The organism is Gryllotalpicola kribbensis, from assembly GCF_039538245.1.
Lineage (GTDB): Bacteria > Actinomycetota > Actinomycetes > Actinomycetales > Microbacteriaceae > Gryllotalpicola > Gryllotalpicola kribbensis.
This window is the reverse complement of record NZ_BAABBX010000006.1, coordinates 69,065-93,985: the sequence shown is the minus strand read 5'-3', so window position 1 is coordinate 93,985 and position 24,921 is coordinate 69,065. Positions and strand designations below refer to the sequence as shown.

General features: G+C 70.7%; 23 protein-coding genes. 8 read left to right on the top strand and 15 right to left on the bottom strand.

The features are described from left to right. Nucleotides 1-64 precede the first annotated feature (64 nt). From ABD716_RS05125 to ABD716_RS05115, 3 genes are read right to left on the bottom strand one after another with little or no spacing between them, the layout of a single operon-like run. Complete coding sequence (locus ABD716_RS05125) at nucleotides 65-1,165, bottom strand: glycosyltransferase family 4 protein (protein ID WP_344774491.1); 1,101 nt, start codon at nucleotides 1,163-1,165, stop codon at nucleotides 65-67. Next, nucleotides 1,162-2,301: a glycosyltransferase gene (locus ABD716_RS05120; RefSeq protein WP_344774489.1), complete on the bottom strand. Its 1,140-nt coding sequence runs from the start codon at nucleotides 2,299-2,301 to the stop codon at nucleotides 1,162-1,164. Before ABD716_RS05120 ends, ABD716_RS05125 begins: the two co-directional genes overlap by 4 nt. Next, entirely contained in the window at nucleotides 2,298-3,845 is a 1,548-nt protein-coding gene (locus ABD716_RS05115) for a sugar transferase (protein WP_344774487.1), read from the bottom strand. Before ABD716_RS05115 ends, ABD716_RS05120 begins: the two co-directional genes overlap by 4 nt. A 180-nt stretch (nucleotides 3,846-4,025) precedes the next feature. Here ABD716_RS05115 and ABD716_RS05110 point away from each other — a divergent pair, with 180 nt between their 5' ends. The 3 genes from ABD716_RS05110 to ABD716_RS05100 all read left to right on the top strand — a co-directional run bounded on the left by ABD716_RS05110 (nucleotide 4,026) and on the right by ABD716_RS05100 (nucleotide 7,890). Continuing rightward, nucleotides 4,026-5,648 carry a hypothetical protein gene (locus ABD716_RS05110; protein WP_344774485.1) on the top strand — a complete coding sequence of 541 codons (1,623 nt, stop codon included), beginning with the start codon at nucleotides 4,026-4,028 and terminating at the stop codon, nucleotides 5,646-5,648. A gap of 44 nt (nucleotides 5,649-5,692) precedes the next feature. Then, nucleotides 5,693-6,967, top strand: a complete 1,275-nt coding sequence (locus ABD716_RS05105; protein WP_344774483.1) for an MFS transporter — start codon at nucleotides 5,693-5,695, stop codon at nucleotides 6,965-6,967. Nucleotides 6,968-7,257: 290 nt separating this feature from the next. Beyond that, nucleotides 7,258-7,890 carry a DUF2510 domain-containing protein gene (locus ABD716_RS05100; protein WP_344774481.1) on the top strand — a complete coding sequence of 211 codons (633 nt, stop codon included), beginning with the start codon at nucleotides 7,258-7,260 and terminating at the stop codon, nucleotides 7,888-7,890. Between the two features lie 3 nt (nucleotides 7,891-7,893). Here the strand turns inward: ABD716_RS05100 and ABD716_RS05095 are convergent, their stop codons facing one another. The 6 genes from ABD716_RS05095 to ABD716_RS05070 form a co-directional block, all read right to left on the bottom strand. After that, the gene (locus tag ABD716_RS05095; protein ID WP_425553384.1) at nucleotides 7,894-8,568 is read right to left on the bottom strand and encodes a response regulator; all 675 of its coding nucleotides are present in this window, start codon (nucleotides 8,566-8,568) and stop codon (nucleotides 7,894-7,896) included. Further along, nucleotides 8,565-9,734 carry a hypothetical protein gene (locus ABD716_RS05090; protein ID WP_344774479.1) on the bottom strand — a complete coding sequence of 390 codons (1,170 nt, stop codon included), beginning with the start codon at nucleotides 9,732-9,734 and terminating at the stop codon, nucleotides 8,565-8,567. Before ABD716_RS05090 ends, ABD716_RS05095 begins: the two co-directional genes overlap by 4 nt. Then, entirely contained in the window at nucleotides 9,731-10,897 is a 1,167-nt protein-coding gene (locus ABD716_RS05085; protein WP_344774478.1) for an ATP-binding protein, read from the bottom strand. The genes ABD716_RS05090 and ABD716_RS05085 overlap by 4 nt, the downstream gene beginning before the upstream one ends. A 30-nt stretch (nucleotides 10,898-10,927) precedes the next feature. After that, on the bottom strand, nucleotides 10,928-12,133 hold the full coding sequence (metX, locus tag ABD716_RS05080; RefSeq protein ID WP_344774476.1) for a homoserine O-acetyltransferase MetX: 1,206 nt from the start codon (nucleotides 12,131-12,133) through the stop codon (nucleotides 10,928-10,930). Between the two features lie 178 nt (nucleotides 12,134-12,311). Next, on the bottom strand, nucleotides 12,312-13,640 hold the full coding sequence (locus ABD716_RS05075) for a bifunctional o-acetylhomoserine/o-acetylserine sulfhydrylase (protein ID WP_344774474.1): 1,329 nt from the start codon (nucleotides 13,638-13,640) through the stop codon (nucleotides 12,312-12,314). A 140-nt stretch (nucleotides 13,641-13,780) separates the two neighbouring features. Next, nucleotides 13,781-14,857, bottom strand: coding sequence for an acyltransferase family protein (locus ABD716_RS05070; RefSeq protein WP_344774472.1), 1,077 nt, complete (start codon nucleotides 14,855-14,857; stop codon nucleotides 13,781-13,783). A gap of 47 nt (nucleotides 14,858-14,904) precedes the next feature. On the opposite strand from ABD716_RS05070, the gene ABD716_RS05065 reads away from it, so the two are divergent. After that, on the top strand, nucleotides 14,905-15,684 hold the full coding sequence (locus ABD716_RS05065; protein WP_344774470.1) for an SDR family oxidoreductase: 780 nt from the start codon (nucleotides 14,905-14,907) through the stop codon (nucleotides 15,682-15,684). 513 nt (nucleotides 15,685-16,197) lie between these two features. Here ABD716_RS05065 and ABD716_RS05060 read toward each other — a convergent pair. From ABD716_RS05060 to ABD716_RS05050, 3 genes are all read right to left on the bottom strand, one after another. After that, nucleotides 16,198-16,488, bottom strand: coding sequence for a hypothetical protein (locus ABD716_RS05060; RefSeq protein WP_344774468.1), 291 nt, complete (start codon nucleotides 16,486-16,488; stop codon nucleotides 16,198-16,200). A 17-nt stretch (nucleotides 16,489-16,505) separates the two neighbouring features. Continuing rightward, nucleotides 16,506-17,183: a hypothetical protein gene (locus tag ABD716_RS05055; RefSeq protein WP_344774466.1), complete on the bottom strand. Its 678-nt coding sequence runs from the start codon at nucleotides 17,181-17,183 to the stop codon at nucleotides 16,506-16,508. Nucleotides 17,184-17,593: 410 nt separating this feature from the next. Then, a complete protein-coding gene (locus ABD716_RS05050) occupies nucleotides 17,594-19,024 on the bottom strand; it encodes an MFS transporter (protein ID WP_344774464.1) in 1,431 nt (476 codons plus the stop codon). Nucleotides 19,025-19,095: 71 nt separating this feature from the next. Here ABD716_RS05050 and ABD716_RS05045 point away from each other — a divergent pair, with 71 nt between their 5' ends. Genes ABD716_RS05045 through ABD716_RS05030 form a run of 4 tightly spaced genes read left to right on the top strand, consistent with a single transcriptional unit; the run spans nucleotide 19,096 to nucleotide 22,271 of the window. Continuing rightward, on the top strand, nucleotides 19,096-20,400 hold the full coding sequence (locus ABD716_RS05045; protein WP_344774462.1) for a GNAT family N-acetyltransferase: 1,305 nt from the start codon (nucleotides 19,096-19,098) through the stop codon (nucleotides 20,398-20,400). A gap of 30 nt (nucleotides 20,401-20,430) precedes the next feature. Next, the gene (locus tag ABD716_RS05040) at nucleotides 20,431-20,985 is read left to right on the top strand and encodes a phosphoribosyltransferase (RefSeq protein WP_344774460.1); all 555 of its coding nucleotides are present in this window, start codon (nucleotides 20,431-20,433) and stop codon (nucleotides 20,983-20,985) included. Further along, on the top strand, nucleotides 20,985-21,677 hold the full coding sequence (locus ABD716_RS05035; protein WP_344774458.1) for a uracil-DNA glycosylase: 693 nt from the start codon (nucleotides 20,985-20,987) through the stop codon (nucleotides 21,675-21,677). The genes ABD716_RS05040 and ABD716_RS05035 overlap by 1 nt, the downstream gene beginning before the upstream one ends. Before the next feature lie 9 nt (nucleotides 21,678-21,686). Next, nucleotides 21,687-22,271, top strand: coding sequence for a GNAT family N-acetyltransferase (locus ABD716_RS05030; protein WP_344774456.1), 585 nt, complete (start codon nucleotides 21,687-21,689; stop codon nucleotides 22,269-22,271). A gap of 120 nt (nucleotides 22,272-22,391) precedes the next feature. Here ABD716_RS05030 and ABD716_RS05025 read toward each other — a convergent pair whose 3' ends face one another. From ABD716_RS05025 to ABD716_RS05015, 3 genes are read right to left on the bottom strand one after another with little or no spacing between them, the layout of a single operon-like run. Further along, complete coding sequence (locus ABD716_RS05025) at nucleotides 22,392-23,156, bottom strand: hypothetical protein (protein WP_344774454.1); 765 nt, start codon at nucleotides 23,154-23,156, stop codon at nucleotides 22,392-22,394. Between the two features lie 11 nt (nucleotides 23,157-23,167). Continuing rightward, the gene (locus ABD716_RS05020; RefSeq protein ID WP_344774452.1) at nucleotides 23,168-23,944 is read right to left on the bottom strand and encodes a hypothetical protein; all 777 of its coding nucleotides are present in this window, start codon (nucleotides 23,942-23,944) and stop codon (nucleotides 23,168-23,170) included. Beyond that, nucleotides 23,941-24,921, bottom strand: coding sequence for an ABC transporter ATP-binding protein (locus ABD716_RS05015; protein ID WP_344774450.1), 981 nt, complete (start codon nucleotides 24,919-24,921; stop codon nucleotides 23,941-23,943). The genes ABD716_RS05020 and ABD716_RS05015 overlap by 4 nt, the downstream gene beginning before the upstream one ends.

The window sequence follows — 24,921 nt, the reverse complement described above, 5'->3', positions numbered from 1 at the left end:
TCCGAGTAGTGAATTCGTGCGAGGCACGGAAAACTTCTTGAGCATACCTTCAGGAATCGTGGGGTCACCTGAGCCGGGCGGTGGTGGCAAGCGCATCCTCCAATCCAGTCACGGTCCGCTCGTCGGCGAATTCGGCGGCCCGCGCCCGAGCACGTTCGCCCAATGCCGCGCGCCGTCCCGCATCGTTTGCGAGACGCAGCAGCTTCGCCGCGAGAGCCTCGGCGTCTCCCGGCGGCACGAGCACCCCTGTCTCGCCGCCGGCGATGATCTCTGCCGGTCCGCCCTGATCGGGGGCGACCACGACGAGGCCGTGCGCCATTGCCTGGGGCACGACCTGGCCGAAGGCCTCGGGCGTGATCGAGCACAGCGCGAGCACATCGCTTTCGGCCAGCAGCGCCTCGACATCGGCGACGTGCCCCACGAACGAGATGGCCGCCCCTGACTCCGCTGCGCGTCGGCGCAGCCCCTCGGCGTAGCCGTCGTCGCCGAAGACCGCGTCGCCCGCGATCGTGAACTCGAAGGCATCCGCATGCCCGCCCTGCGCGAGCAGCCGCGCCGCCGCGATGAGCACGTGCACGCCCTTCCACGGGTAGAGCCTGCTGAGCGAGAGCACGCGCAGGGGGCCGTCGGCCGCGGCGCGGTGCGGTGCCGAGATCGGCGCCGAGATACCGCTCACGGGGTAGGCGACGGCGTGCGGCATCCGTCGCCTGATCGGCTCGCTGAGCCCGCTCAGCGTGAACGCGCTGTTCGCGATCACTCCGTCGAATCGTGGCAGCGCGACCCGGTGGAGCAGGGCGCGCTTGAGCGCGCCCAGCGAGTGCGCCGACACGTCCTCGCGCACGTACGCGACCCAGGCCGGCCCGCGGAACCGCGCGGCGGCGAGCAGGTAGATGCAGCGCGTGCTGTTCGCCACGACGATGTCGGGAGCAAGCTCGCGCAGCGCGCGCCGCAGGGCGCGCACCTTCCCGAGCGCGCCCCATTTGCCTGCGCGGCCGGCGATCACAGTGGTGCGGATGCCTGCCTGCTCGAGTCGCGCCACCAGGGGCCCGTTCTCGAGCAGAACCGACGAGCGCTCCAGCTCGCTCGGGTGCTCGAGATAGCGCGCGAGCCCGAGCTGGCCACCGCCGAGTGCGCCCGAGTGGTCGACGAAGACGACGCGGGTCACCGCGCCGCCCGCTGCGTCTCTGGCAGGTGCGGGGCGGCCCAGGCGGTGAACGCCTCGGCGAAGCGCGCGCGCGAGAACCGGGCCGCCTCGGCGGTCGCGTCGAAGGGCGGAAGTGCGAGCGCTGCGGCGATCGCGTCGGCGACGGCCTCGGGTGCCGGGTCGCGGAAGTGGGCGCCCGTGACGCCGCTGCGCACGGTCTCGAGCGAGCCGCCCTCGGCGATCGCGACGACCGGCGTGCCCGCGGCGATCGCCTCGATCGGCATGATGCCGAAGTCCTCGACGGCGGGGAACACATAGACGGCCGCGAGTTGATAGAGGGCGTAGAGCAATGCCGTCGACGGGGCGTCGACGAACACGACGGGCTCGCGCTGCGCCGCGGCCTGCGCGGCGAGGGCCTCGCGCTCGGGGCCGCTGCCGGCGATCACCGCGGGGAGCCCGGCGCGGGCCGCAGCGGCGACCACGAGGTCGAGCCGCTTGTAGGGGATGAGGCGCGAGGCGCCGAGCACGAAGCGCTCGGGCAGCGCCTCGACGATCGCGGTCTCGGCGGGGCTGAGACGCTCGCGCCAGTCGGCCACCCCCTGAATCGTCTCGACATCGACCGGCGGGTGGAGCACCGCCGCGTCGAGGCCCCAGCTGCGCCGAATCCGGTCGCGAACGTATGCGCTGTTCGCGGCGACGGCCGTGAGCTCGCCGGCCCGCCGGCGATCGATCGGGCGCAGGATGCCTGCCGCCGCGCGCGCCAGTGCGCCCGAACCGCGCCGATCGAGCTCGTGCGCCCAGACGTAGCGCGCCGGGGTGTGCACGTAGGCGAGTTTCGGAACCCCCGCGCTGCGGCCGCGCGGGCGGATCTGGTGCGCGAACATGTGGGAGCTCGCGATCACCCAGTCGTACGGCTCGTCGCGGGGGACCGCCGTGCGCCACGCGGCCGCCAGCGCCGGCACCGAGGCCGCCTTCCGGTCGCGCAGCGGCGAGCGGGCAAGCCAGAGCTCGCGCACGCGCCGGTCGGGGAAGCGCTCGGGCGCGTTGTTCCACGACGTGATGAGATCGGCGTCGGGGTAGAGCGCGGCGATCGCCTCGAACACGTTCTCAGAACCGCCGGTGCGCTCGATCCACTCGTGGGCGATGAGCCCGGTCATGCCGCGCCGTCGCCGAACGCGACGACTTTCACGGTGCGCCAGAGGATGGCGATGTCGCCCATGAACGACCAGTTCTCGACGTAGTAGAGATCGAAGCGCAGCGCGTCGTCCCAGGTCAGGCGCGAGCGGCCGTTGATCTGCCACAGCCCGCTCATTCCCGGCTTCATGCGGTGGCGGCGGTGCGCGTCGTCGTCGTACAGCTCGACCTCTTTGGCGACCTGCGGGCGCGGCCCGACCAGGCTCATGTCGCCGATGAGGACGTTGAGCAGCTGCGGCAGCTCGTCGAGGGAGTGCTTGCGGATGAACCGGCCGACGGGGGTGATGCGCGGGTCGTCGTTGACCTTGAACAGCGGCTGGTCCGTCGTGCCCTGCAGGTCGAGCAGCGACTGCAGCTGCTCGTCGGCGCCCGGGATCATCGAGCGGAACTTGAGCATGCGGAACGGCTTGCCGCCGCGGCCGATGCGTTCCTGCGTGTAGAACACCGGGCCCCGGCTGGTCAGCGCGATCGCGACGGCCACCGCGAGGAACACCGGAGAGCCGATGATGAGGGCGGCGAGGGATGCCACGATGTCGAACGCGCGCTTCAGGGCGGTGTTCCACGGTGCGAGGCTCGGGAAGTCGATGTAGATCAGCGGAAGGCCCGCGACGGGGCGCGCGTGCAGGCGGGGGCCCGCGATGTCGGTGATCGATGACGCCACGACGAGGTTCACACCCAGGTCCTCGAGTTCCCACCCGAGCCTGCGGAACTCCTTGGGCGACAGGCTGTGCGAGTCGGCGACGACGAGAACCTCGGCCTGGGCGTCGGCGATGGCCGTCAGAACGCCGTCGGCGTCGTCGAGCACGGGCACGTCGGGCAGCAGCATCTCGTTGTTCCTGCGCCGGCTTCCGACGAGAACCGCACCGACCAGCTGCAGCCCCGACTCGTTGTTGCGCACCATCGCCTTCGCAAAGTGCTCAGCGGTGTCGCTGTGGCCGAGCACGACGGTGCGCGACACGAATTCGCCGACGCGGCGCCGGCTGCGCACCCAGAGGCGCCAGCCGTAGCGCGAGCCGACGAGGAGCACCAGGCCGACGGGCACGATCGTGAGGAAGTAGCCGCGGCCGAGCTGGGCCTGCACCAGATAGGCGACCGCCGCGCCCGTGCCGAACAGGGCGATCGTGGCGTGCACGATGCGCCGGTACTCCACGTTGCCTGAGCCGATGATGGTGCGGTCGCGCGTCGAGCCGAAGGTCAGCAGAAGGAACCAGGCGACGATGAAGGTGACCGTGACGGCGCTGTACGGCAGCCATTTCAGAGAGCCGGAGACGTCGGCGACGGAGCGGTTCGCGTCACGGATCCACACGGTCTGGGCGAAGGTGCAGGCCACGATGATCGCGAGCAGGTCGGTGACGACGAAGCGGCGCGCGAGCGCGGCCTGCCACGCGGTGCTGCGAGCGGCCCGCGCGCGCTGCACCGTGGCCGCCATGGGCGCCGGGCGCGCGAGACGCAGCGGCCGCCCGAGCGGGGCAGACGGGGGCGCGTCTGTGGCGTTTCTTGTCGTCATACAACTTTGATGATGTCATTCGCAAATACTTCACTCAACGCAGAGGTGAACGGGAAGTGAAGATGCGACCCGAACGGGGGCGCCGCCCGGGCCCGGAATCGCGCCGGCGAAGACCCGCGAGAGCCCCCTATCCGGCCGCCGTGGGCGGAACCCGCGGTGCGGAGCGGTTACGGTGTTCCGGTGAATCTCGCATTCGTCAAGAGACTGTTCAGCGGGCGGCGCAACCGGATCATCGGGGGCACGGCGCTGCTCGTCGTCGTCGCGGTCGTTGTCGTGGGGGCGGTCGCCACCCACGGGGACAAGACGGATGCTGCGTCGAGCTCGCACACCGCGACCTCGACGCCCACGCCCACGCCCCAGCCCTGCGGCGAGCCCGCCACGACCGACGCGGCTCGTTTCGTCGGCTCGCCGGTCATCCAGCTGCCGTCGCCGAAGCTCTGCGTCGCGACCTCCGCCGCCTCCGTCGCCTACTCGATCAAGAACGTCGACGGCACCGTGGTCGGCCAGGGCAGCGCGCCGGTCAAGGCGGGTGCGGCGTACCTCTCGTTCCCCGCGCCCGGCTACTACACGGTGTCGGCGACCGCGGGCCCCACCAAGCTCGCCACGACCATCATGGTGGTCGACCGCGTCGCCTCCGGGCAGCCGGCGCTCGTGTCGAACCTCGGGGTGGCCGCGCACCCCGGCTCGGCGCGCAACGGCGACATCGTGAGATATCAGAAGGACGTCGGCGCCTCGATGGTGCGCTACGACATGCTGTGGTCACAGGTCGAGAAGACCAAGGGCCACTATGTCTTCCCTGCCGCATACACGAAGCTCGCCGACGACGTGCACAAGTCCGGCGGTCAGCTGCTGCCGATCATCGACTACGGCAACAAGCTGTACGACGGCGGGAAGGTCCCGAGCTCGAGCGAAGGCATCGCCGCCTTCGCCGCCTACGCGGCCGCCGTCGTGAAGAAGTTCCACCCGGCGGCCATCGAGGTCATGAACGAGTTCAACAACGCGCCGCTCAACGACAGCGCCTGCGGCCTCACGCCCGAGTGCTACCTGCCCATGCTCAAGGCGACCTATCAGGCGGTGAAGGCGGCCGACCCGAAGGTGCTGGTCGTCGGCGCGGTCACCGCGAAAGAGGACGACGCCTGGATCGGGCACCTGCTCGAGCTCGGCGGCGGCCAGTACCTCGACGTCATCAGCACGCACCCGTACAACGCCCTGCTTCCGCCCGAGACCTACTACGACACCGCGTTCCCCGCGACCGAGGCGATGATCCGGCAGAAGGCCGGCAAGGACATTCCCCTCTGGGTCACCGAGGGCGGGTGGCCGAGCCCCGGGAAGCGCGACCAGGGCGACCTGCTCGTGCGGGGCATCACGATGGCGTATGCCGCCGGCGTGCAGCGCTACGTCTGGTACGACCTCATCGACGACAAGATCGGCCCCGGGGTCTGGCCAGGGGAGGGCCAGATGGGCCTGTTCTCGGTCACCAGCGCCAACCAGATCGTGCCGAAGCCGTCGGCATACGCGCTGCTCGAGTTCGGGCGGCAGCTCGGCGGCAAGCCGCTCGTCAAGAAGGACGACACGGCGAAGCCGGTCTACTCGTACGAGTTCGGCACGGACGCGGCGCCCACCCGCGTGATCTGGGCGACCACCTCGACCCCGATCACGCTCACGACCGACAAGCCGGTGACCGTCACCGGCGACCTCGGCGGCCGCACGGTGATGGCACCCCAGAACGGCGTCGTGAAGCTCACCGCCACCGCGTCCCCCGTGTACGTCAGCGGCGCAGTGTCGTCGGTCGCCGTCGGCTGACGCCGCCGGTCGAATCGTTTCGACTCTCGCGTAGAATCGACCGCATGCCAGACGCCGCCGCCGGGTCGGGGACGCTGTCGCCCGCCCGCATCCGCTTCGCCCTCGTCGCGCTCGCCCTCGGCGGTTTCGCGATCGGCTCGACCGAGTTCGTCGCGATGGGGCTGCTTCCCGACATCGCGCACGCGATGCTGCCGGGCCTGTGGGCGCAGAACCACGAGGATGCCAACGCCCGAGCCGGCTGGATCGTGAGCGCCTACGCGCTCGGCGTCGTCGTCGGCGCCCCGACCATCGCCGCGAGTGCGGCCAAGCTGCCGCGCAAGAAGCTCCTGCTGTGGCTGCTCGTCGCGTTCACCGTCGCGACCGTGGCCGCGGCGCTCTCGCCGAACTTCGGCTCGCTGCTCGTCTTCCGCTTCCTGTGCGGGCTGCCGCACGGCGCATACTTCGGCATCGCCTCGCTCGTCGCCGGCGACCTGATGGGGCCGGGGAAGCGCGTGCGCGCGGTCGCCTTCGTCATGACGGGTCTCACGGTCGCGAACATCATCGGCGTGCCCGCCATCACCTGGGTCGGCGAGACCTACGGCTGGCGCATCGCCTACCTCTTCGTCGCCGCCCTGTTCGCCCTCACCTTCCTCGCGATCGCGCTCGCGGTGCCGTGGCAGCCGGGCAACCCCGAGCAGACCTTCCGGCGCGAGCTGTCCGCGTTCCGGCATCCCCAGCTCTGGTTCGCGCTCGGCATGGGCTCGATCGGCTTCGGCGGCTTCTTCGCGCTCTACACCTACGTCGCCCCGCTCGTGACCGACGTGGCGCACCTGCCGCAGCAGCCGTGGGTGCCGCTCGTGCTCGTGGTCTGCGGCATCGGCATGTTCTTCGGCAACCTCGCGGGCGGGCGCGCGGGCGACTACTCGGTCAAGCTCACGATCCTCGCGGCATTCGTCGCGGTCATGATCGCGCTCGCCTTCACCGGCCTGTTCGCCGCGACGCCCGTGCTGCTGTTCGTCGGGGTCTTCCTCGTCGGCGTCGCGTCGTCGGCCGTGGGGCCGACCGTGCAATCGCGCCTGATGGATGTCGCCCACGACGCGCACTCGATCGCCGCCGCCCTGAACCACTCGGCCTTCAACCTCGGCAACTCGCTCGGAGCCTACCTCGGCGGCCTCGTCATCGGGCTCGGCTTCGGCTACCGCGCGCCGGTGTGGATCGGCATCGGCCTCACCTTCCTCGGCCTCGTGATCGCCGCGACGTCGTTCCTCATCGAGCGGCGCACGGGGCGCCTGCGCGCGCACACCCGGCCGATCGACCTCACGATGGCCGCGCCGCGCTGATCTGCAGCCCCACGGCCGAGGCGCACGGTCGCTTCGTCGCGCGGCGACAGTAGATGTCGGTTCGTGGCGCGAGCTGTTTGCGCGGCGACAGTAGATGTCGGTTGGCGGCGCGAGCCCTTTGCGCGGCGACAGTAGATGCCCTTCCGCCCGTGGGATTGCACCGTCTACTGTCGCCGCGCCGGGGTCGTGCTTGCGCGTAACTGCATCTGGTGTCGCCGCGCCGGGGTCGCGCTCGCGCATACCCGCGTCTACTGTCGCCGCGCGGCAAGGCGTCCAGCTAGCCTGCCAGGGTGACCAATGCGACACCTCCCGGCTGGTACCCCGACCCGTGGAACCGCTCCGCCCAGCGCTTCTGGGACGGCGGGCAGTGGACCGATCACGTCGCGCTCGCCGCAGCGCCCGGCACCCGGCCGCGGCTGCCGGAGGGGGCGCCGGTCTACGGCCCGTGGATCTGGATCCTCGCGCTGCTGCCGCTGCTCGGCGGAATCGCAGTGTGGTTCGTCCACATCGACGTCAGCGGCCTCGTCGACCTCATGCGCCGCGTCAGCGAAGAGCAGCAGTCGGGCGGCCCGGCCGTCACGGTGGACCCGGCGTCGATCTACGGCGGCGGCTACTGGGTGTCGGCTGCGGTCGGGTGGGGCGGCTACGCCGCAGCGATCGTGCTCGCCGTCTTCGACGCCCGTCGCCTGCGGCGCATCGGGGTCGAGCGCCCGTTCAGCTGGGGGTGGGCGTTCCTGATGAACATCGTCTATGTCATCGGCCGCAGCGTCGTCGTGCGCAGGGTCGCATCGCCACGGGGTCTCGCGCCGATCTGGGTGCTGATCGCCGCCTATGTGGTGGCGATCGTGTCGTCTGCCATCTGGCTCGCGTCGTGGGTCGGCCCGCTCATCGAGCAGGCGGGCAACTCGTACCCCAGTGCGTGAGGCTCAGTCGTTGTGCAGCAGGATGCCGTCGGCGATGGCCCGCTTGCGCAGCGCGACCTTGGTGCCGACGTCGAAGCCCGCGAGGCGGTACTTCTCGCGGATGCGCTTGAGGTAGCTCTTCGCGGTCTCGTCGCTGATGCCGAGCTTGTAGGCGACCGACTTGACCGGCTCGCCCGCGCCGTACAGCGCCATGACGCGGCGCTCCTGGGCGGACAGCTTCGGGCTCGAGCCCTCGGTCTCGTTGAGCAGGACCTCGAGCTCTGCCGACACGAACGACTCGCCGGCCACCGCCGCGCGGATGGCCTCGGCGATCATCGCGGCGTCTTCGCTCTTCACGACGTAGCCGCTGGCACCCGACGCGAGGGCCTCGCGCACGATGTTGGGGTCGGAGTACGCGCTCATGAGCACGGTGCGCGCCCCCGCCGTCTTCAGAGCTGAGAGCTTCACCGAGACCGGGATGTTGTCTTTGAGGTCGAGGTCGAGCAGGACGACGTCGACGGGGAACGCCGGGCTCGTCAGCAGCTCGGGCCAGGTGGCGACGGCCGCGACCACCTCGATGTCATCGGCGGCGTTGCGGATCCACTCGGTCAGGGCGCCGAGGATCATGCGGTGATCGTCGACGATCGCGATCCGGATGGGTTGGCCTGTCACAGCTCTTCTTCCTCTCGAGGGGGTCATCGATCGGCGACCACGTCAAGTGCGCAATCGACGTCGATTCTCAGAGTAGGCGCCTGGAACGAGTCCGTATAACGGCCCACCCGGCTGATAGCTTGCCATGCCGCCGGGTCGATGCGCCGCTTCGGCACACCGATCAGCTCGAGTGTGATGGCGAGCCGCTGGTTCTGGCCGGCTGCCCCGCTCGACCTGCGCACGGTCACGGTCAGAGACTGGGCGACTCGGTCGCCGTCGCCCGCCAGCATCCACAGCGCGGTCAGGAACCCGTCGCGCTGGTCGGGCGCGAGCCCCGCGGCGAGCCCTTCCGGGTCGTCGATCGTCGACACCGAGCCGAGCACGCTCGACTCGGTGAGCGCGTGGTAGAGCCAGGTCTCGCTCTTGCCCGCGACGAGGTTCATGCGCAGCTGGGTGGCGATCGTCGAGGCCTCTTCCGCGATGGCGTCGGGCAGCGGCAGCGGGGTGCGGCCGCTCGCGACGTCGTCGAGCAGCTTCTCGGCCTGGGCGTCGAGGCGCACCAGCTGCTCTGAGGCGTTCAGGCCGAGGCTCACGCCCGTACCGCCGGTCGTGCCCTTGGCCTGTGATAGGTCGGACTGGAACTCGACCATCTGGCGGAACGACTGCACGATCGCCGTGGCGATGATCGGCGGAATGATCGCGATGGCGATCGACACGACGCCGGGCGCGTAGTCGAAGGCATACGCGGGGCTGACGGTGAAGAGGATGTCGGTGAGCAGCAGGATGCCGAGCGCCGCAGCCGCCATGTTGATGGCGCGGCCCCGCTGGGTCGTCGCGAACATCACGAGCCCCGCGCCCGTCGCCATCGCCGCGGTCGGGAACGGCCCCGTGACACGGTGCGCGACTTCGCCCAGGACGCCGAAGACGTCCAGCACGAGAACCACCCCGAACGCGATGCGCGCGTAGGTGAACCAGCCGTCGGGCAGGCGCACCCGGCGGCTGATGCCGAGCTGGGTGAGGGTGACCACCGCGATGAGGATGACCCAGGCCGCCACATTGAGCGGCAGCATCGCGACCTCGCGCACGTCGATCAGGAAGAAGAGGAAGCACAGCCCGATCACGACGTCGGCGGCGATGTTGAGACCGGATGCCAGCCGGTCGACGCTCGGCTCGGGTTCGGCCACCGGCGCCGGCCGCGGGGCGAGGTGACTCACTTCGGAACCTCCAGAACGACGGTCGTGCCGCTGCCGGGCGCGGAGAACAGGCGGGCGTCGCCGCCGACATCGCGCAGCCGCGCCACGATCGACTCGCTGAACCCGAGCCGCCCCGGCGCGATCTGGTCGATGGAGAATCCGACGCCGTCATCGGTGACCATCGCGCGCACGCTCTGATCGTCGTCGGTGATCGTCACGTGCGCCTCGCCGACACCCGAGTGACGGCGCACGTTCTCGAGGCTCTCGGAGAGGGCGAGCAGGAACGCGTCGAGCGTGTCGCTCGGCAGCAGCACCTGGCCCTTGCCGTGCCAGGTCACCTCGAGGCCCATGCGCCGGAAGCGCTGCTTCACCGATTCGAGGGTGTTGCCGAGCGTGGATTCCTCGACCGGCCGCAGCTTGTACTCGCCGCTCGCGGCCGGGTTCGGCGTGAACCCCATGCGCAGCTGGCGCAGCAGCGCGGCATCCTCGCCGGCCTGCTCGCGCAGCGACGCCTCGCCGACGCCGACGCCCGAGTGCGCGAGCAGCGTGAGGGTCGCGAGCACCGTGTCGTGCAGCAGCCGGGCGCCCTGGCGGCGGCGCGCCTCGGTCTCGCTGGCCGCGCGCTCGGCGCGGTAGGCGTCGCTCATGTTGGCGATGCGCCGCACCGCCTGCGGCACGATGCGGCCGAGCCAGAGCGCCAGCACGGTGCAGAACACCCAGCCGGCGATGCCGATCGCGATCGCGTGGTACCTGTACGCCGTCTGGCCGGCGAAGACGACGAGCGCCGTCAGCGAGGTGATGAGGCTCACGCCGTAGAGCACGATGCGCGGGCCGGTCGTGCCGAGCATGATGCCGACCCCCGCGACCGAGCCGCCCGCGATCACGCCGAGGCCGTAGGCGACCGCAGAGTTCGACGTGCCCGAATCGGCGCTGCCGACGACGAAGAGCGCGGCAATGGCGAAGGCGTCGGTGCCGATGATCCACCAGATGCCGCTCGTGACCCGCAGGTACAGGAACCCGATGAGCGCGACGAGCAGCAGGCCGACGGCGGTGATCTCGAGCCCGGTGGGCTGCAGGGCATACGGCAGGACGAAGCAGACGATCGCCGTGATGGTCATCAGCGCGCCGTAGACGCGGGCGGCGGCGGCGAGCAGGCGGTCGCGTTCTTTGGAGATGCGATTCATAGGGGGTGCGACCCGAGCGTTCACGCGTTCCTACTCCGCCAGCAGCCGGGCCAGCTGCTCGCCGATGAGCTCGTCTTCGATGAGGAACCCGTCATGACCGTACTCCGAGCGGATGACGACCGCGCGGCCGCCGTCGATGTCGCCGGGGATGCCGGCCGCGAGCACCCGCTGGCCCTCGACCGGGAACAGCCGGTCGCTGTCGATGCCGACGACGACCGTTCGGGCGGTGATGCGCTCGAGGGCCGCCGCCACCCCGCCGCGGCCCCGGCCCACGTCGTGCGAGTTCATGGCGCCGACGACGGTGATGTAGCTGTTCGCGTCGAAGCGCCGCGTGAAGCGGTTGCCGTGGAAGTCGAGGTACGACTCGACGGCGAAGCGGCCGCCGGCGCCGAGGGGGCTGATGTCGCTCTGCCAGCTGCGCGCGAAGCGGGCGTTCAGCTCGTCGGGGCTGCGGTAGTTGAGCAGCGCCATGCGGCGGGCGAGCGCGAGCCCGCGGTGCGGGCCCTCGCCGTCGCCCGCGTCGTAGTAGTCGCCGCCGCGGAACAGCGGGTCGCTGCGGATCGCCTCGAGCTGCACCGAGTTGAGCGCGACCTGGTCGGCCGTCGTCAGCGGGGGAGCGGCGATCACGGCCAGCCGCTCGACGCGCTCGGGGTAGCTCGCCGCCCACTCGAGGGCGTTCATGCCGCCCATCGAGCCGCCGATGACCGCCGCCCATTTCGCGATGCCGAGCCTGTCGGCGAAGACCGCCTGGGCGGCGACCTGGTCGCGGATCGTCGTGAACGGGAAGCGGGCGCCCCACGACTCGCCGTCGGGGGCGGCGGATGCCGGGCCCGTGGTGCCCTGGCAGCCGCCGAGCATGTTCGGCACGACCACGAACCACCGGTCGGTGTCGATCGCCTTGCCCGGGCCGATGATGCCCTGCCACCACCCCGAGGTGGGGTGGCCGCTGCCGGCCTCGCCCACCGCGTGGCTGTCGCCGGTGAGCGCGTGCTCGACGAGCACCGCATTCGAGGCATCCGCGTTCAACTCGCCCCACGTCTCGTACGCGATGCGCACGAACGGCAGCGACTGCCCGCTCTCGAAGGCGAAGGGGCCGATGCCCATGAAGCGGCGGTTCCCGATGGGGTCGCTCTCGCGCCAGGCGCCCGTGGCGGGCGGCTTGCCGAGGAGCGAACGGATCTGCGCGTCGGTGATGAAACTCGACGGCACCGTGTCTTCAGCGGTCTGCCACTCCATGAGCCGATTCTGCCAAAGCGCTGAACCCGGTCGTCACAAACGCGGGGCCGACCGGCGTCATACTGCGCGTTTGTGACGACCGCGGGCGGGCGTGCCCGCCGGGTCGTCGCAAACGCGGCTTCCGAGCGGGGAAGCGCTGCGTTTGTGACGACCCGAGGGCGCGCACTGGGCCGGGGACCTACGCGCGGCGCGCGGCGAGCGTGACCTCGCGCGCCGCCGCAAGGCCGAGCTCGAGGTCTGCCTTGAGGTCGTCGATGTTCTCGAGGCCCACCGAGAGGCGCACGAGGCCCGGCGTGACGCCGCTGTTGAGCTGCGCCTCCGGCGAGAGCTGCGAGTGGGTCGTCGACGCCGGGTGGATGACGAGCGAGCGCACGTCGCCGATGTTCGCCAGGTGGCTGAACAGGTTGAGGCTGTCGACGAAGGCCTTGCCCGCGTCGACGCCGCCCTTGAGCTCGAACGACAGCACGGCTCCCGCGCCGCGCGGCGTGTACTTGTTCGCGGCGGCGTACCACGGGCTGGTCGGCAGGCCGGCGTAGTTGACGGATGCCACGTCGGGGTGGCGCTCGAGGAACTCCGCGATCTCCTGTGCGTTCTGCACGTGCCGCTCGACGCGCAGCGAGAGCGTCTCGAGCCCCTGGATGAGGAGCCACGCCGAGATCGGCGCGATCGCCGAGCCGAGATCTCGCAGCAGCTGCACGCGTGCCTTGATGATGTAGGCGAGCGCGTCGCCGACCGCCTGCGTGTACTGCACGCCGTGGTAGGACTCGTCGGGCTCGCTGAGACCGGGGAACTTGTCGGCGTGCTGCGACCACGGGAAGCGGCCGCCGTCGACGATGACCCCGCCGATCGTCGTGCCGTGGCCACCGAGGAACTTCGTCGCCGAGTGGATCACGAGGTCGGCGCCGTGCTCGATCGGGCGCAGCAGGAAGGGCGTCGCGATCGTGTTGTCGACGATGAGCGGCACGCCGTTCGCGTGCGCGATGCCCGCGACGGTCTCGATGTCGAGCACGTTGATCTTCGGGTTGCCGATCGTCTCGGCGAAGAACAGCTTCGTGTTCGGCCGCACCGCGCGGCGCCACTCGTCTGGGTCATCCTGGTCGACGACGAAGGTCGTCTCGATGCCGAGCTTGGCGAGCGTGTACTTGAACAGGTTGTAGGTGCCGCCGTAGATCGAGCTCGACGAGACGATGTGGTCGCCCGCCTGGGCGATGTTCAGCACCGCGAAGGTCTCGGCCGCCTGGCCGCTCGCGACGAGCAGCGCACCCGAGCCGCCCTCGAGCGCGGCGATGCGCTCTTCGACGACCGCCTGCGTCGGGTTCTGGATGCGCGTGTAGATGTTGCCGAACTCGGCGAGGGCGAACAGGTTCTTCGCGTGATCCGAGTCGTTGAACACGTACGACGTGGTCTGGTAGATCGGCGTCGCGCGCGCGTTCGTCGTGGGGTCGGGCGCAGCGCCGGAGTGGATCTGCTTGGTCTCGAACTTCCACGTGGTGGGGTCGGCGGTCATCGATGCTCCTGAGGGGATGGGTCGCGGTGTCGAAGCGAGGCTAGGAGCAGGCATCCGGCACCGCAATCGATACGACATACGCCGTCACGCAACCCGTCATGCCGGGTCACGAAGCCGCGGCGCGCGGGGCGGGCGGATGCCTACGCCGGAGCCCGGCGCTGGTGGAACAGCCACTTCACCCGCGGCTCGACCAGCGGGTGGAACACCTTCCGGATGAACGGCTGCGAGAGCAGCACAGACACCGCGATCGACAGCGCGACCATGCCGGCGAGCACGGGCACGTTGGAGTGGTCCTCGAGCCACCCCGACTCGCGGATCGGATAGAGGAAGAAGGTGTGCAGCAGGTAGATGTACATCGTCGCCGAGCCCCACTCGGTGAAGAAGGTGTGCCGCCGCGGCACGAGAACGAGCACGGCACAGGTCATGACGAGGGCGAGCGCGATCACGAGCAGGCGCACGAAGCCGGCCCACCACTGGTCGTAGCCGAAGCTCGAGTACTCCTCGTCGAAGAGCAGGAAGCGCCGCACCAGCAGGTCGCGCCACGCGTCGATGCCGAAGTACATCGTGACGCCGGCGGTGACGAGCAGCGCGGCCGCGACCGCGCGCACGGGCCAGACGACCGCGCCGCGGGCGGCGATCCACCAGCGGGCGTAGTGGCTGCGGCGGCGCAGCTCCCACCCGAGCACGAAGAACGGCAGCAGCGCCGCGACGCGGGCGAGCGACAGCGTGTCATCCGCGCTGCTGGCATAGCCCGAGACGAACGAGACCAGCACGCTGATGAGGAACGGGAACTTGAGCATCGCGAGGTAGGGCAGCACCAGGCGCCAGATCGCGAGGGCGATGAGGAACCACAGGGTCCACCTCGCGCTCGTGTAGTCGAGCTTGAACGGATGCCCCGGCTCGACGGCCCACTGGATGACGATCCAGATCGTCTGGAAGATCAGATAGGGAATGACCACATCGGTCAAGAGCCGCTTCAGCTGGCGGCCGTTCGGCGGGTCGGCCTTCGCGAAATAGCCGCTGACCAGGACAAGAACGGGCACCTGGAACGTGTAGACGAAGAGGTAGAAGGCGTAGGCGACGTCGCTGGCCGAGATCAGCTTCAACGTCGCGTGGCCCATGATCACGAGGGTCACCGCCACCCAGCGCGCGTTGTCCCAGAAGGGGACGCGCTTCGTCTTGGGTGCCGGTTGCCTTGCCGTCTCCGTCGCCGTCATCGCCATCAACGGTACGGTGCCCGCTTCAGAGCCTCCACAATTGAGCCATGAGCGAGGTAAAGCGCGTCGTCGTCACAGGGGCCAGTTCGGGAATCGGGGAGGCGACGGCGCGGGCCTTCGCCGCGCGGGGCTGGAAGGTCGTCGGCGTCGCCCGGCGGGCCGACCGGCTCGAGGCGCTCGCCGCGTCGGGAACCGGCATCGACACTTTCGTCGCCGATGTGACGAGCGAGGCGGATGTCGCGGCCCTCGCCGCGTATCTCGGCGAGACCGGCCCCGTGCACGCGCTCGTGAACAACGCGGGCGGCGCGCGTGGCTCGGACGCGGTCGACGCGCTCTCGATCGACGACCTGCGCTGGATGCTCGAGGTGAACGTCGTCGGCGTCGCGCGCGTCACCCAGGCGCTGCTGCCGCTGCTGCGCGCGGCGGCCGGGGCCGACGGGTCGGCCGACATCGTCACCGTGTCGTCGACGGCCGGTCTGCAGGCCTACGCGGGCGGCGGCGGCTACAACGCGGCGAAGTTCGCCGTGCACGGACTCATCGGGGCGCTCAGGCTCGACCTCAAGGGCGAGCCGATCCGGGTCATCGAGGTCGCCCCCGGCATGGTGCACACCGAGGAGTTCTCGCTGAACCGCCTCGGTGACGCCGAGCGGGCCGCCGCGGTCTACGAGGGGGTCGACCACCCGCTCACGGCCGACGACGTGGCATCCGTCATCGTGGGGGCGCTCGAGCAGCCGTGGTACGTGAACCAGGACCTCGTCGTGGTGCGTCCCATCGCGCAGGCGGCGCAGTTCGCGGTGCACCGCGGAAAGCTCGAGCCGAGGATCTAGCCCGCGGCGGTGCGAGGTGCGGCGCGGCCATGGGCGCTTTCCCGCGGTCGCTTTCCCGCGGTCGCTTTCCCGCGGCGACATTAGGTGCGGGAAAGCCTCTCTCGAGAAACCCGCGGCGACATTAGGTGCGGGTAAGCCTCTTTCGAGAAACCCGCGGCGACATTAGGTGCGGGTAAGCCTCTCTCGAGAAGCCCGCGGCGACATTAGGTGCGGGAATGGTGCGGGATTCCAACACCCATTGTCGCCGGGCGAGGGACGCGCCGTCGCGATTCCGCATCTAGTGTCGTCGGACAGCTAGGCGCAGTTGGGATTCCGCACCTAGTGTCGCCGGACGGCTAGGCGCAGTCGGGATTCCGCATCTAGTGTCGCCGGGGCGGGCGGGGAGCTCGAGGCATCCCGCACCTATTGTCGCCCGGCGAGAAAAGCGCAGGGGAAACCGCACCCGGTTTCAGGCAGCGGCGGGCCACTAGTGCGTCACGCGGCGGCGGCCCGCCAGTCGGGATTCCGCACGTGCTATCGGCCTTCGCCCCGGCCGTCCGGGTTCCACCCGTTGGCGCGCAGCGCTCTGCCGACCAGTCGCTCAACCTCGGCACGCGAGTGATGCTTGCGGACTCGAACGATGGTCCACTTCAGTGCAGAGAGCGCGTTGAACCGGTCGATGTCGATGGTCGCGCGCTCGTCGGCGTGCCAGCGCTCGCCTTCGTACTCCACGACCGTCATGAACTCTTCAAGCACCAGATCGCCGATCGCGACCAGCCTTCCGCGCTCGTCGTAGATGGGCTTGTTGTTCTCGGGCTCTGGCATGCCAGCACGCAGCATCGTCAGGCGGACAGTCGTCTCCTTCGGCGACCACACGTTCTCACGCAGCTGTGGCACGCCTCGCGCAGCTTCCGGGCGCCGGGCCGGCGACCATGGCGGCGTACCGCAGCTTCCAGCTGCGTGAGCGTGGTCAAGCGGAACGGCTTGTCGGACAGCAGGCGATCGCCGGCCTGAATCAATTCGTCGACCTCGAGGACGGCCGCGAGCTCGCACCAGAGCTGCGCCGGTTCCCGCACGGGGCGGCCGTTGAACTGCACGATGGTTGCGCCCGGGGCCGAGTGCCCGCGAACTCTCTTGCCCCTCGGTCGTTCGTGCGGTGTGAGCGAGCTGACATGCACTTCCATCGACTCGAACCGGCGCGGCACCGGAATGCCCATGATCCGTGCGGCTGTCACGCTGCTGAAGAACCATCGTTCGGGAAGCTTCGTCTGGAACGCATCGCACAGCCGGGTGAACTTCTGCTCGTCCGTCGATTCCGCAAGTAGTGCGAGGGGAACGCGCACCCCGCGGAACGGACGGTTGAGATCCCTGGCGCGAAGCCGCCCGCGGGAGACGCCGTTCCGTTCGGCATCCGCCACCGCGAACGGGGCGCTGGCGAGTTCAGCAGGCAGGGCAGCGGCGTGGCGCATGACAGCGATCTTGGCGACCCGGGCGCCGCGATGATCGTCGCCCGACCCCAATCGGTGGACAACAGCACATGACACGCGTGTGTGAAGGGCGAGTTCCGCAGGGAGACACCCGCATCGACCCGTGCGGCGACATTCCGTGCGCGGTGCACAGGGCCGTTCGCGCATCCTTTGTCGTCGCATGAAGGATCGGTTGGCGGATTCTTGCCTCTACTGTCGCCGAAGGGTGAGAACTGTCCTGAATCCCGCACATCGTGTCGCCACGGGCCGAACCGGGGCGACGACTGCGGCGCACGGCATCGCCTTGCGCCTGAAGCGGCCCCGCAGACCGCCTGAAGCCGCCCCGCAGACCGCCCAAGGCGGCCGCCCCGCAGACCGCCCAAGGCGGCCGCTCCGCGGGCAGGCGAAGGTCGTCCGACCGCCGCGCGCCGCCACGCGGTGGACAACTCGGCACGGCTCGCCGCTCAGTCGGCGAAGGCCGCCTTCGGCACGAAGAACAGCAGGGCGGTCGCCGCGAAGGCGCCGAGCGCGCAGATGAGCCACACCGCCATGTAGCCCGTGAGGCTCGCCGCCGTCGAGGTGACCGTCTCGGAGGCCGCAGTGAGCAGCACGACGCCGAAGACCGCCGAGGCGATCGAGCCGCCGATGGTCTTCGTCGTGTTGGTCATGCCGGTGGCGACGCCGGTCTGACCGCGCGGCGCGGCTGCCGCTGCGGCGGCGGGCAGCGCGCCGACGAGCGCCCCCGACCCGAGCCCCGCGATCAGCATGTTGACCAGCACCTGCAGCGTCTGGGCGTGGAACGGCAGGAACAGCAGATAGCCGACGCCGACGAGCGCCGCGCCGATGATGAGGGCCCAGCGCGGGGTCGTCCAGTTCGAGACGAGCGGGAACAGCAGCGCGCCGACGATCATCGAGATGAGGTACACGCCGATGAGCAGCGAGCGGCCGGATGCCGCGAGCCCGAGCCCGTAGCCGTTCGCGGGGTCCGTGCCCGCGAAGGTCGACAGGGGCGCCTGCGCGCCGAGCAGGCTGATGCCGATGAGCCCGGCCGTCGTGATGACGGGCCACATCGCGGGCTTCCGCATGACGCGCAGGTCGACGGCGGGGTCGGCCGTGCGCAGCTCGATGAGCCCGAACGGCACGAAGGCGAGCACGCCGAGCGCGATGAGCAGCCAGACCCAGAGACTGCCGGGGCCCTGCGACCGCATCAGCGTGAGACCGCCCGTCACGAGCAGCAGAGCGACGGCGAGCACGGCGAACCCGGTGGAGTCGAGGCGGCGGCCGGGCAGCGGCTCGGACTCGGGCACCCCGAACAGGATCGCGAAGAAGACGAGCGTGACGCAGACGGCGGGCAGCGCGAGCGTGGCGGGCAGCGACCCCGTGGCGGTGAACAGGATGCCCGACAGGAGCGCCCCCGCGATCGCCCCCGTCTCGAGTGCGACGACGAGGAATCCGGCCGCCCGGCGGGTCTGCGACACCCCGGCATCCGATCGCCGACCGCGCTCGAAGATCAGCGCGACCTCGAGCGGCAGCCAGACGACGTAGAAGCACTGCAGCGCGAACGCGATGAGGTACGTCGTGAAGCTGCCGGCGAAGGCGAGCCACCACGTCGCGCCGGCGGTGAGCGCGGTCGCGACGAGCAGCACGCGCTTGTGCCCGTACATGTCGCCGAGCTTCGCGAGGATCGGCACGACGATCGCCGAGGCGAGCAGCTGGGCCGCGTCGAACCAGTTGTAGTCGGCGTCGTGGATGCCGAGGTGCTTCACGATGTCGCTGATGAGCGGCACGTAGTAGCCCTGCAGGATGCCGCTCGTCAGCTCGACGCAGAACAGCCAGCCGATCAGCGAGGCCGAGACGCCGAGCGAGGTGCGGGCGGCCGGCGCGGTCGTGGTCATGGACGGATGCTAGTGCCTCGCCGGGGCGCCGGGCCGGGGCGCCGGGCCGGAGCGCCCGCTAGCGTGGTGCCGTGAGCTTCGAAGACGCACCGATCGACGCTGCCTCGGCCGAGCGGCTGGCGCGCTCCGGCCTTGAGCTGCGGCTCGTCGACCGCACCGATCAGGCGGCGTTCGACGCCTGGCTGCAGGCCGACAACCGCGGATTCCACGACCCCGCCGACGACCCGGCCGGGCTCGCCGAGGTGCGCGCGCATCAGCCGAGCCGGCGCACGACGGGCGTCTACGACCCGCAGGGGCTGATCGACGAGCCGGTCGGCACGACCCAGAGCTGGGTCGCGCCGCTCACGGTGCCCGGCGGCGCAGCGGTGCCGCTGTGGTCGATCGCCTCGGTGACGGTCGCCCCGACGCACCGCCGCCGCGGCATCGCGCGCGCCCTGCTCGAGAGCGAGCTGCGCACCGCCGCTGCCGACGGGCAGCCGATCGCGGGTCTCACGGCGAGCGAGGCCACGCTCTACGGCCGCTACGGCTTCGGCGTCGCGACCTTCGGCGAGACCACCGAGATCGAGACCGCGCGCGTGCGCTGGACGGGCCCCGACGCGCCCGGTCGCACCCGCTTCGCCGACCCGGCCGCCCTGCTGCCCGAGGCGCTCGCGATCATCGACCGGCTGCGCGCGGTGCAGCCGGGTGCGATCGCGTACGACGACTTCAAGGTCGGGCTCGCGATCGGGCTCTACGGGCGCGACCGCGCCCGGGTGCGCGCGGTGCGCTACGCCGACGCAGCCGGGGTGCCGCAGGGCTTCGCCGCCTACTCGCTCTCGCCCGACCCCCGCGATTTCACGAAGCACACCGTGACCGTGCGCGCCCTGCTCGGGGCGACCGACGAGGCGACCGCCGCGCTCTGGCGCTTCCTGCTCGAGCTCGATCTGGTCGCCACCGTGCGCGCGGCCGATCGCCCCGTCGACGAGGTCGTGAACTGGCAGCTCGGCGACCTGCGCGCGGCCCGTCGCACGCGTGCGGATCGGCTCTGGCTGCGCATCCTCGACCTTCCCGTCGCGCTCGAGGCGCGCCGCTACGCCGCGCCGGCCGCGGTCGTGCTCGAGGTCGACGACCCGCTGGGGTTCGCGGCGGGGCGGTTCCTGCTCGAGGTGGGCCCCGACGGCACCGGCCGGGTGCAGCCCCTCGCGGGCGAGGCGCCGCGGGGTGCGGCATCCGTCGCCCTGCCCATCGCCGAGCTGTCCGCGATCTACCTGGGCGGCGTCGCGCCGGTCACGCTCGCGCGCGCCGGCCGCATCGCCGAGCTCACCCCGGGTGCCGCGCTGGTGCTCGAGCGCGCGTTCGCCGCCGAGCGCGCGCCGTGGATGACGCTCGAGTTCTGATGCGCGCGGCGCGCCGGTAGCGTGATCGTCATGACGACACCCGAGCCGCACGCCCCCGACGTGGTCTTCGACGAGCAGGGGCGCGAGGTGCTCGGCTGGCCCGAGTTCGGCGACGTCTCACGCTGGCTCGGCAAAGAGGTGCTCGATTCCGGATTCGAGCCCGAGGTCGTCATCGCGATCGCCCGCGGGGGTCTGCTGCTCGCCGGCGCCATCGCCTACGCCATGGGCGTGAAGGCGTGCGGCGCGCTCAACGTCGAGTTCTACACCGAGATGGAGAAGACGCTGCCCGAGCCGATCGTGCTGCCGCCGATGCTCGACGGCGGCTCGCTCGCGGGCAAGCGCGTGCTGCTCGTCGACGACGTGAGCGACTCGGGCCGCACGCTCGACCTCGTGCGCGCCCTCATCGGCGAGATGGGCGCCGAGGTGCGCACGGTCTGCCTCTACGTCAAGCCGCGCACGATCCTGCGCCCCGACTACGTCTGGCGCGAGACGGATGCCTGGATCGCGTTCCCCTGGTCGGCGCTGCCGCCCGTCACGGTGGGCGTGAGCGCGGATGCCGCATCCGACGGAGCCGTGAACGGCTGATGGCCCCCGGCAAGTCGCTCGCCGAGCTCGCCGCCGACGGGGCCATGGACCCCGGCTGGGCGGCTGCCCTCGAGCCCGTCGCGCCGCAGATCGCGGCGATGGGGGACTGGCTGCGCGCCGAGACCGCCGCGGGGCGCGGCTACCTGCCGGCCGGCGCCAATGTGCTGCGCGCGTTCTCGTACCCCCTCGCCGACGTGCGCGTGCTGATCGTCGGCCAGGACCCGTACCCGACGCCGGGGCACCCGATCGGGCTGTCGTTCGCCGTCGAGCGGCACGTGCGGCCCGTGCCGCGCTCGCTGCAGAACATCTACAAGGAGCTGCGCGAGGACCTCGGCGTTCCGACGCCGGAGCACGGCGATCTCACGGCGTGGAGCGAGCACGGCGTCATGCTGCTCAACAGGGTGCTCACCGTGCGCCCGGGCGCCCCGGCCTCGCATCGCGGCAAGGGGTGGGAGGCCGTGACCGAGCACGCGATCCGCGCGCTGGTCGCGCGCGGGGGACCGCTCGTCGCGATCCTGTGGGGGCGGGATGCCGGCACGCTGCGCCCCCTGCTCGGCGACACCCCGATCATCGCGAGCGCGCACCCGTCGCCGTTGTCGGCCTCGAGCGGATTCTTCGGCTCGCGGCCGTTCAGCCGGGCGAACGCGCTGCTCGAGCAGCAGGGGGCGCAGCCCGTGGACTGGTCGCTCTAGGCTTAGCCCGTGCTGGAAGAGGAGTACCAACCGCGGCGTGTGCTGCCGCACCACCTGCGGAAGCCGGCGCCCGAAGAGGCGCCGTTCTCGTACAGCATCCGCGAGGCCGTCGCCGAAGATCTGCCCAGCGTGCGCGAGATCTACAACTACTACGTCACCAACTCGACGGTGACCTTCGACGACAAGCCGATGACGCTGAGGGCGTGGCGCACGAAGTTCGACCACATCCGCAAGGCGGGCATGCCGTTCCTCGTCGCCGAGAGCCCCAGCGGGCAGATCCTCGGCTACACGCTCGTGTCGCCGTGGTCGTCGAAGGCCGGGTACCGCTACACCGTCGAGAACTCGATCTATCTCGGGCCCGCCGCCACGGGGAAGGGACTCGGCACCCCGCTGCTGAAGGCCCTCATCGAGGCGGCGCGGCAGGCGGGCATCCGCGAGATCATCGCCGTGATCGCCGACCAGGGTGCCGATGCCTCCATCGCGATGCACAGGAAGCTCGGCTTCAAGGAGGTCGGGCGCATGGGCCGCGTCGGCTTCAAGTTTGACCGCTGGCTCGGCACCGTCACGATGCAGCTCTCGCTGCGGAAGAAGTAGGCGGCCCGGTTGCGCCGGTGCCCCGGCCCCCTGCGTCCCGAGCTTGCTTTGCGCTGCTCGGATCCGCTTCACGCTGCTCGGATCCGGACAGCGCCGAGAGGATCTGAGCAGCGCAAGCGGTCAAGCGCGGGGGACGGCGCGGCGCAGCGCGAGGAATCCGATCACCGCGCACACGACGGTGAGCGGAATCGACCAGGCGACGACGCCGACCGTGCTGTGCGCCGCGAACCACTCGCCGACGGCCGCCCACGAGTCGGTGAACCCGATCAGCGCGGCGGCTCCGACCAGTGCGAGGACGAGCACCGCGCCGACGGCGTACAGCCCGTAGGCCCGCCACCTGACGAACACCGCTCCGAAGATCGAGCCGAGGAACAGCACGCCGATCAGCCCGAAGAAGACCGTGAAGAGGCGCTGCCAGAGCGGGCCCGTGCCGAAATAGATCGTCTGGAAGACGTGGCCGTCGACGCCCCAGCCGTTCGTCCACTGCTCGACATAGCTCAGCACCACGACGCCCACCGTGAACTGCGCCGCGTGGAGCAGGAACCACAGCGCGGTGCCGAGGAAGAAGTCGCGGCGGGTCGACGACAGCCCGACGGCATACGCGAAGCTGACGCTCATGAGTTGGATGCCGGCGATCGCCTGGTAGATGAAGAGGTAGAAGATCGACCCCGTGTACTGCGTGTTCAGCGTCGTGCCGGGCCCGGTCGAGTAGCGCACCAGGTACCAGATCGCCATGTTGACCAGCAGGATGCCGATCAGGATCAGCCACGGCAGCAGCACCGCCAGATGCCAGCTGGCGTAGTGCAGGCGCACCACGCGCCAGATGCGCGCGAACGGAGCCGGCGGGCGGGCGGATGCCTGCGGCGGCGCAGCGAGAGCGGACATGGTTCCTCGTCTCAGCTCTTGGGGGTCGCCCGGCGCAGCGCCAGGTGCCCGATGACGGCGAACACGGCGGCCGGCACCAGCAGCCAGGCGGCGAAGCCGGCCGGCCCGACCGCGACGAACCAGCGGCCGACGGCACCCCACGACTCGGTGAAGGTGATGAGCGCGATCGTGCCGAGCAGCAGCAGCACGAGCGCCCCGCCGAGCACATACATGCCGGTGGTGCGCCACCTCACGAAGACCGCGCCGAAGACCGAGCCGATGCACTGGAAGAGCACGATGCCGCCGAAGAAGGTCAGCAGCCGCTGGCCGAAGCCGCCCGTGCCGTAGATCGCCGAGTGGAAGATCGCGGCGTGCAGGCCCCAGCCGCCGGTCCACTCCTCGGCGTAGGAGAGCAGCGTGAACGCGATCGAGAAGGCCGCGGACTGGATCAGGAACATGAGCCAGGTGCCGAGTGAGAAGTCCCGCCGCGTCGACGACAGGCCGAGCGCGTAGCCGAAGGTGAGGTTCATCGCCTGCACGGCGAACACGATCTGGTACGGCAGGAAGTACACGAGCCCGGGCGATAGGCCCTGCCCCGAGTCCGCGTTGTCGCGCGTCGCGAACACGATGATGCCCTGCACGATCAGGTAGACCGCGACGATGAAGGCGGTGATGTTGATCGGCACGATGATCGCGTTCATGCGGTTCGCGTAGTGCAGGCGCACGACGCGCCACACGCGGTCGAAGCCGCTCGGCGTGCGGCCCCCGCCTGTGCGGGCACCCGGCTCGGCGACGGCGATGGCGCTCATCGCGAGGCTCCTTCCCTGCTGCGCGTGCGGGCGCGGAAGCCGGCGCGCGTGGCGCCGCCCTCGAGGGGCGCTGCGGCGGTGGCATCCGCCCCGCCCAGCGTGCCGCCCGTGCGGCGCACGATCAGCTGCTGCAGCGAGACGGGCGTGAGCTGCAGGCCGGAGTTCAGCGCGTCGAGCCGCACGACCTCGTCGATGCCGTCGACGAGGACGGAGGCGGTGCCGCCGAGTTCCTCGCGCTGCAGCACCTCGAGACGGTGGCGTGTGGCGAACGCGTCGACGTCGGCCTGGGCGCCGACGATGCCGGCGGCGCGCCCGCGCAGCTCGTCTGCGGGTGCGTCGAGGATGATGCGGCCCTGGTCGATCACGACCACGTGCTCGAGCAGGTTCGCGACCTCGTCGATCAGGTGGGTGGAGAGCACGATCGTGCGCGGGAACTCGGCGTAGTCGGCGAGCAGGCGGTCGTAGAAGATCTGGCGCGCGACCGCGTCGAGGCCGAGATACGGCTCGTCGAAGAAGGTGAGCGGCGCGCGGGATGCCAGGCCCACGATCACCCCGACGGCGCTGAGCTGGCCGCGGCTGAGCTTCTTGATGCGGCGGTTCAGGGGCAGCCGGAAGTCGTCGACGAGCTGGGCGGCGAAGTCGGCGTCCCAGTTCTCGAAGAACCACGGCGCGGTGCGGAAGACGTGCTTCGGCTTGAAGTCGTCGGGGTACTTCTGGCTCTCTTTGATGAAGGCGATGTGCTGCAGCACGGCGGCGTTCTCGGCGGGGGTCTGCCCGAAGACGCGGGCGTCGCCGCTCGTCGGGAAGTCCTGGCCGGTGAGCACGTGCATGAGCGTGGTCTTGCCGGCGCCGTTGCGGCCGAGCAGGCCGGTGATGGAGTCGGTGGGGATCGTGAGGCTGATCTGCTCGAGCGCCGCCATCGATCCGAAGCGCTTGGTGAGGTCGCGGACCTCGATCACAGGGGTGGTGTCGGTCAT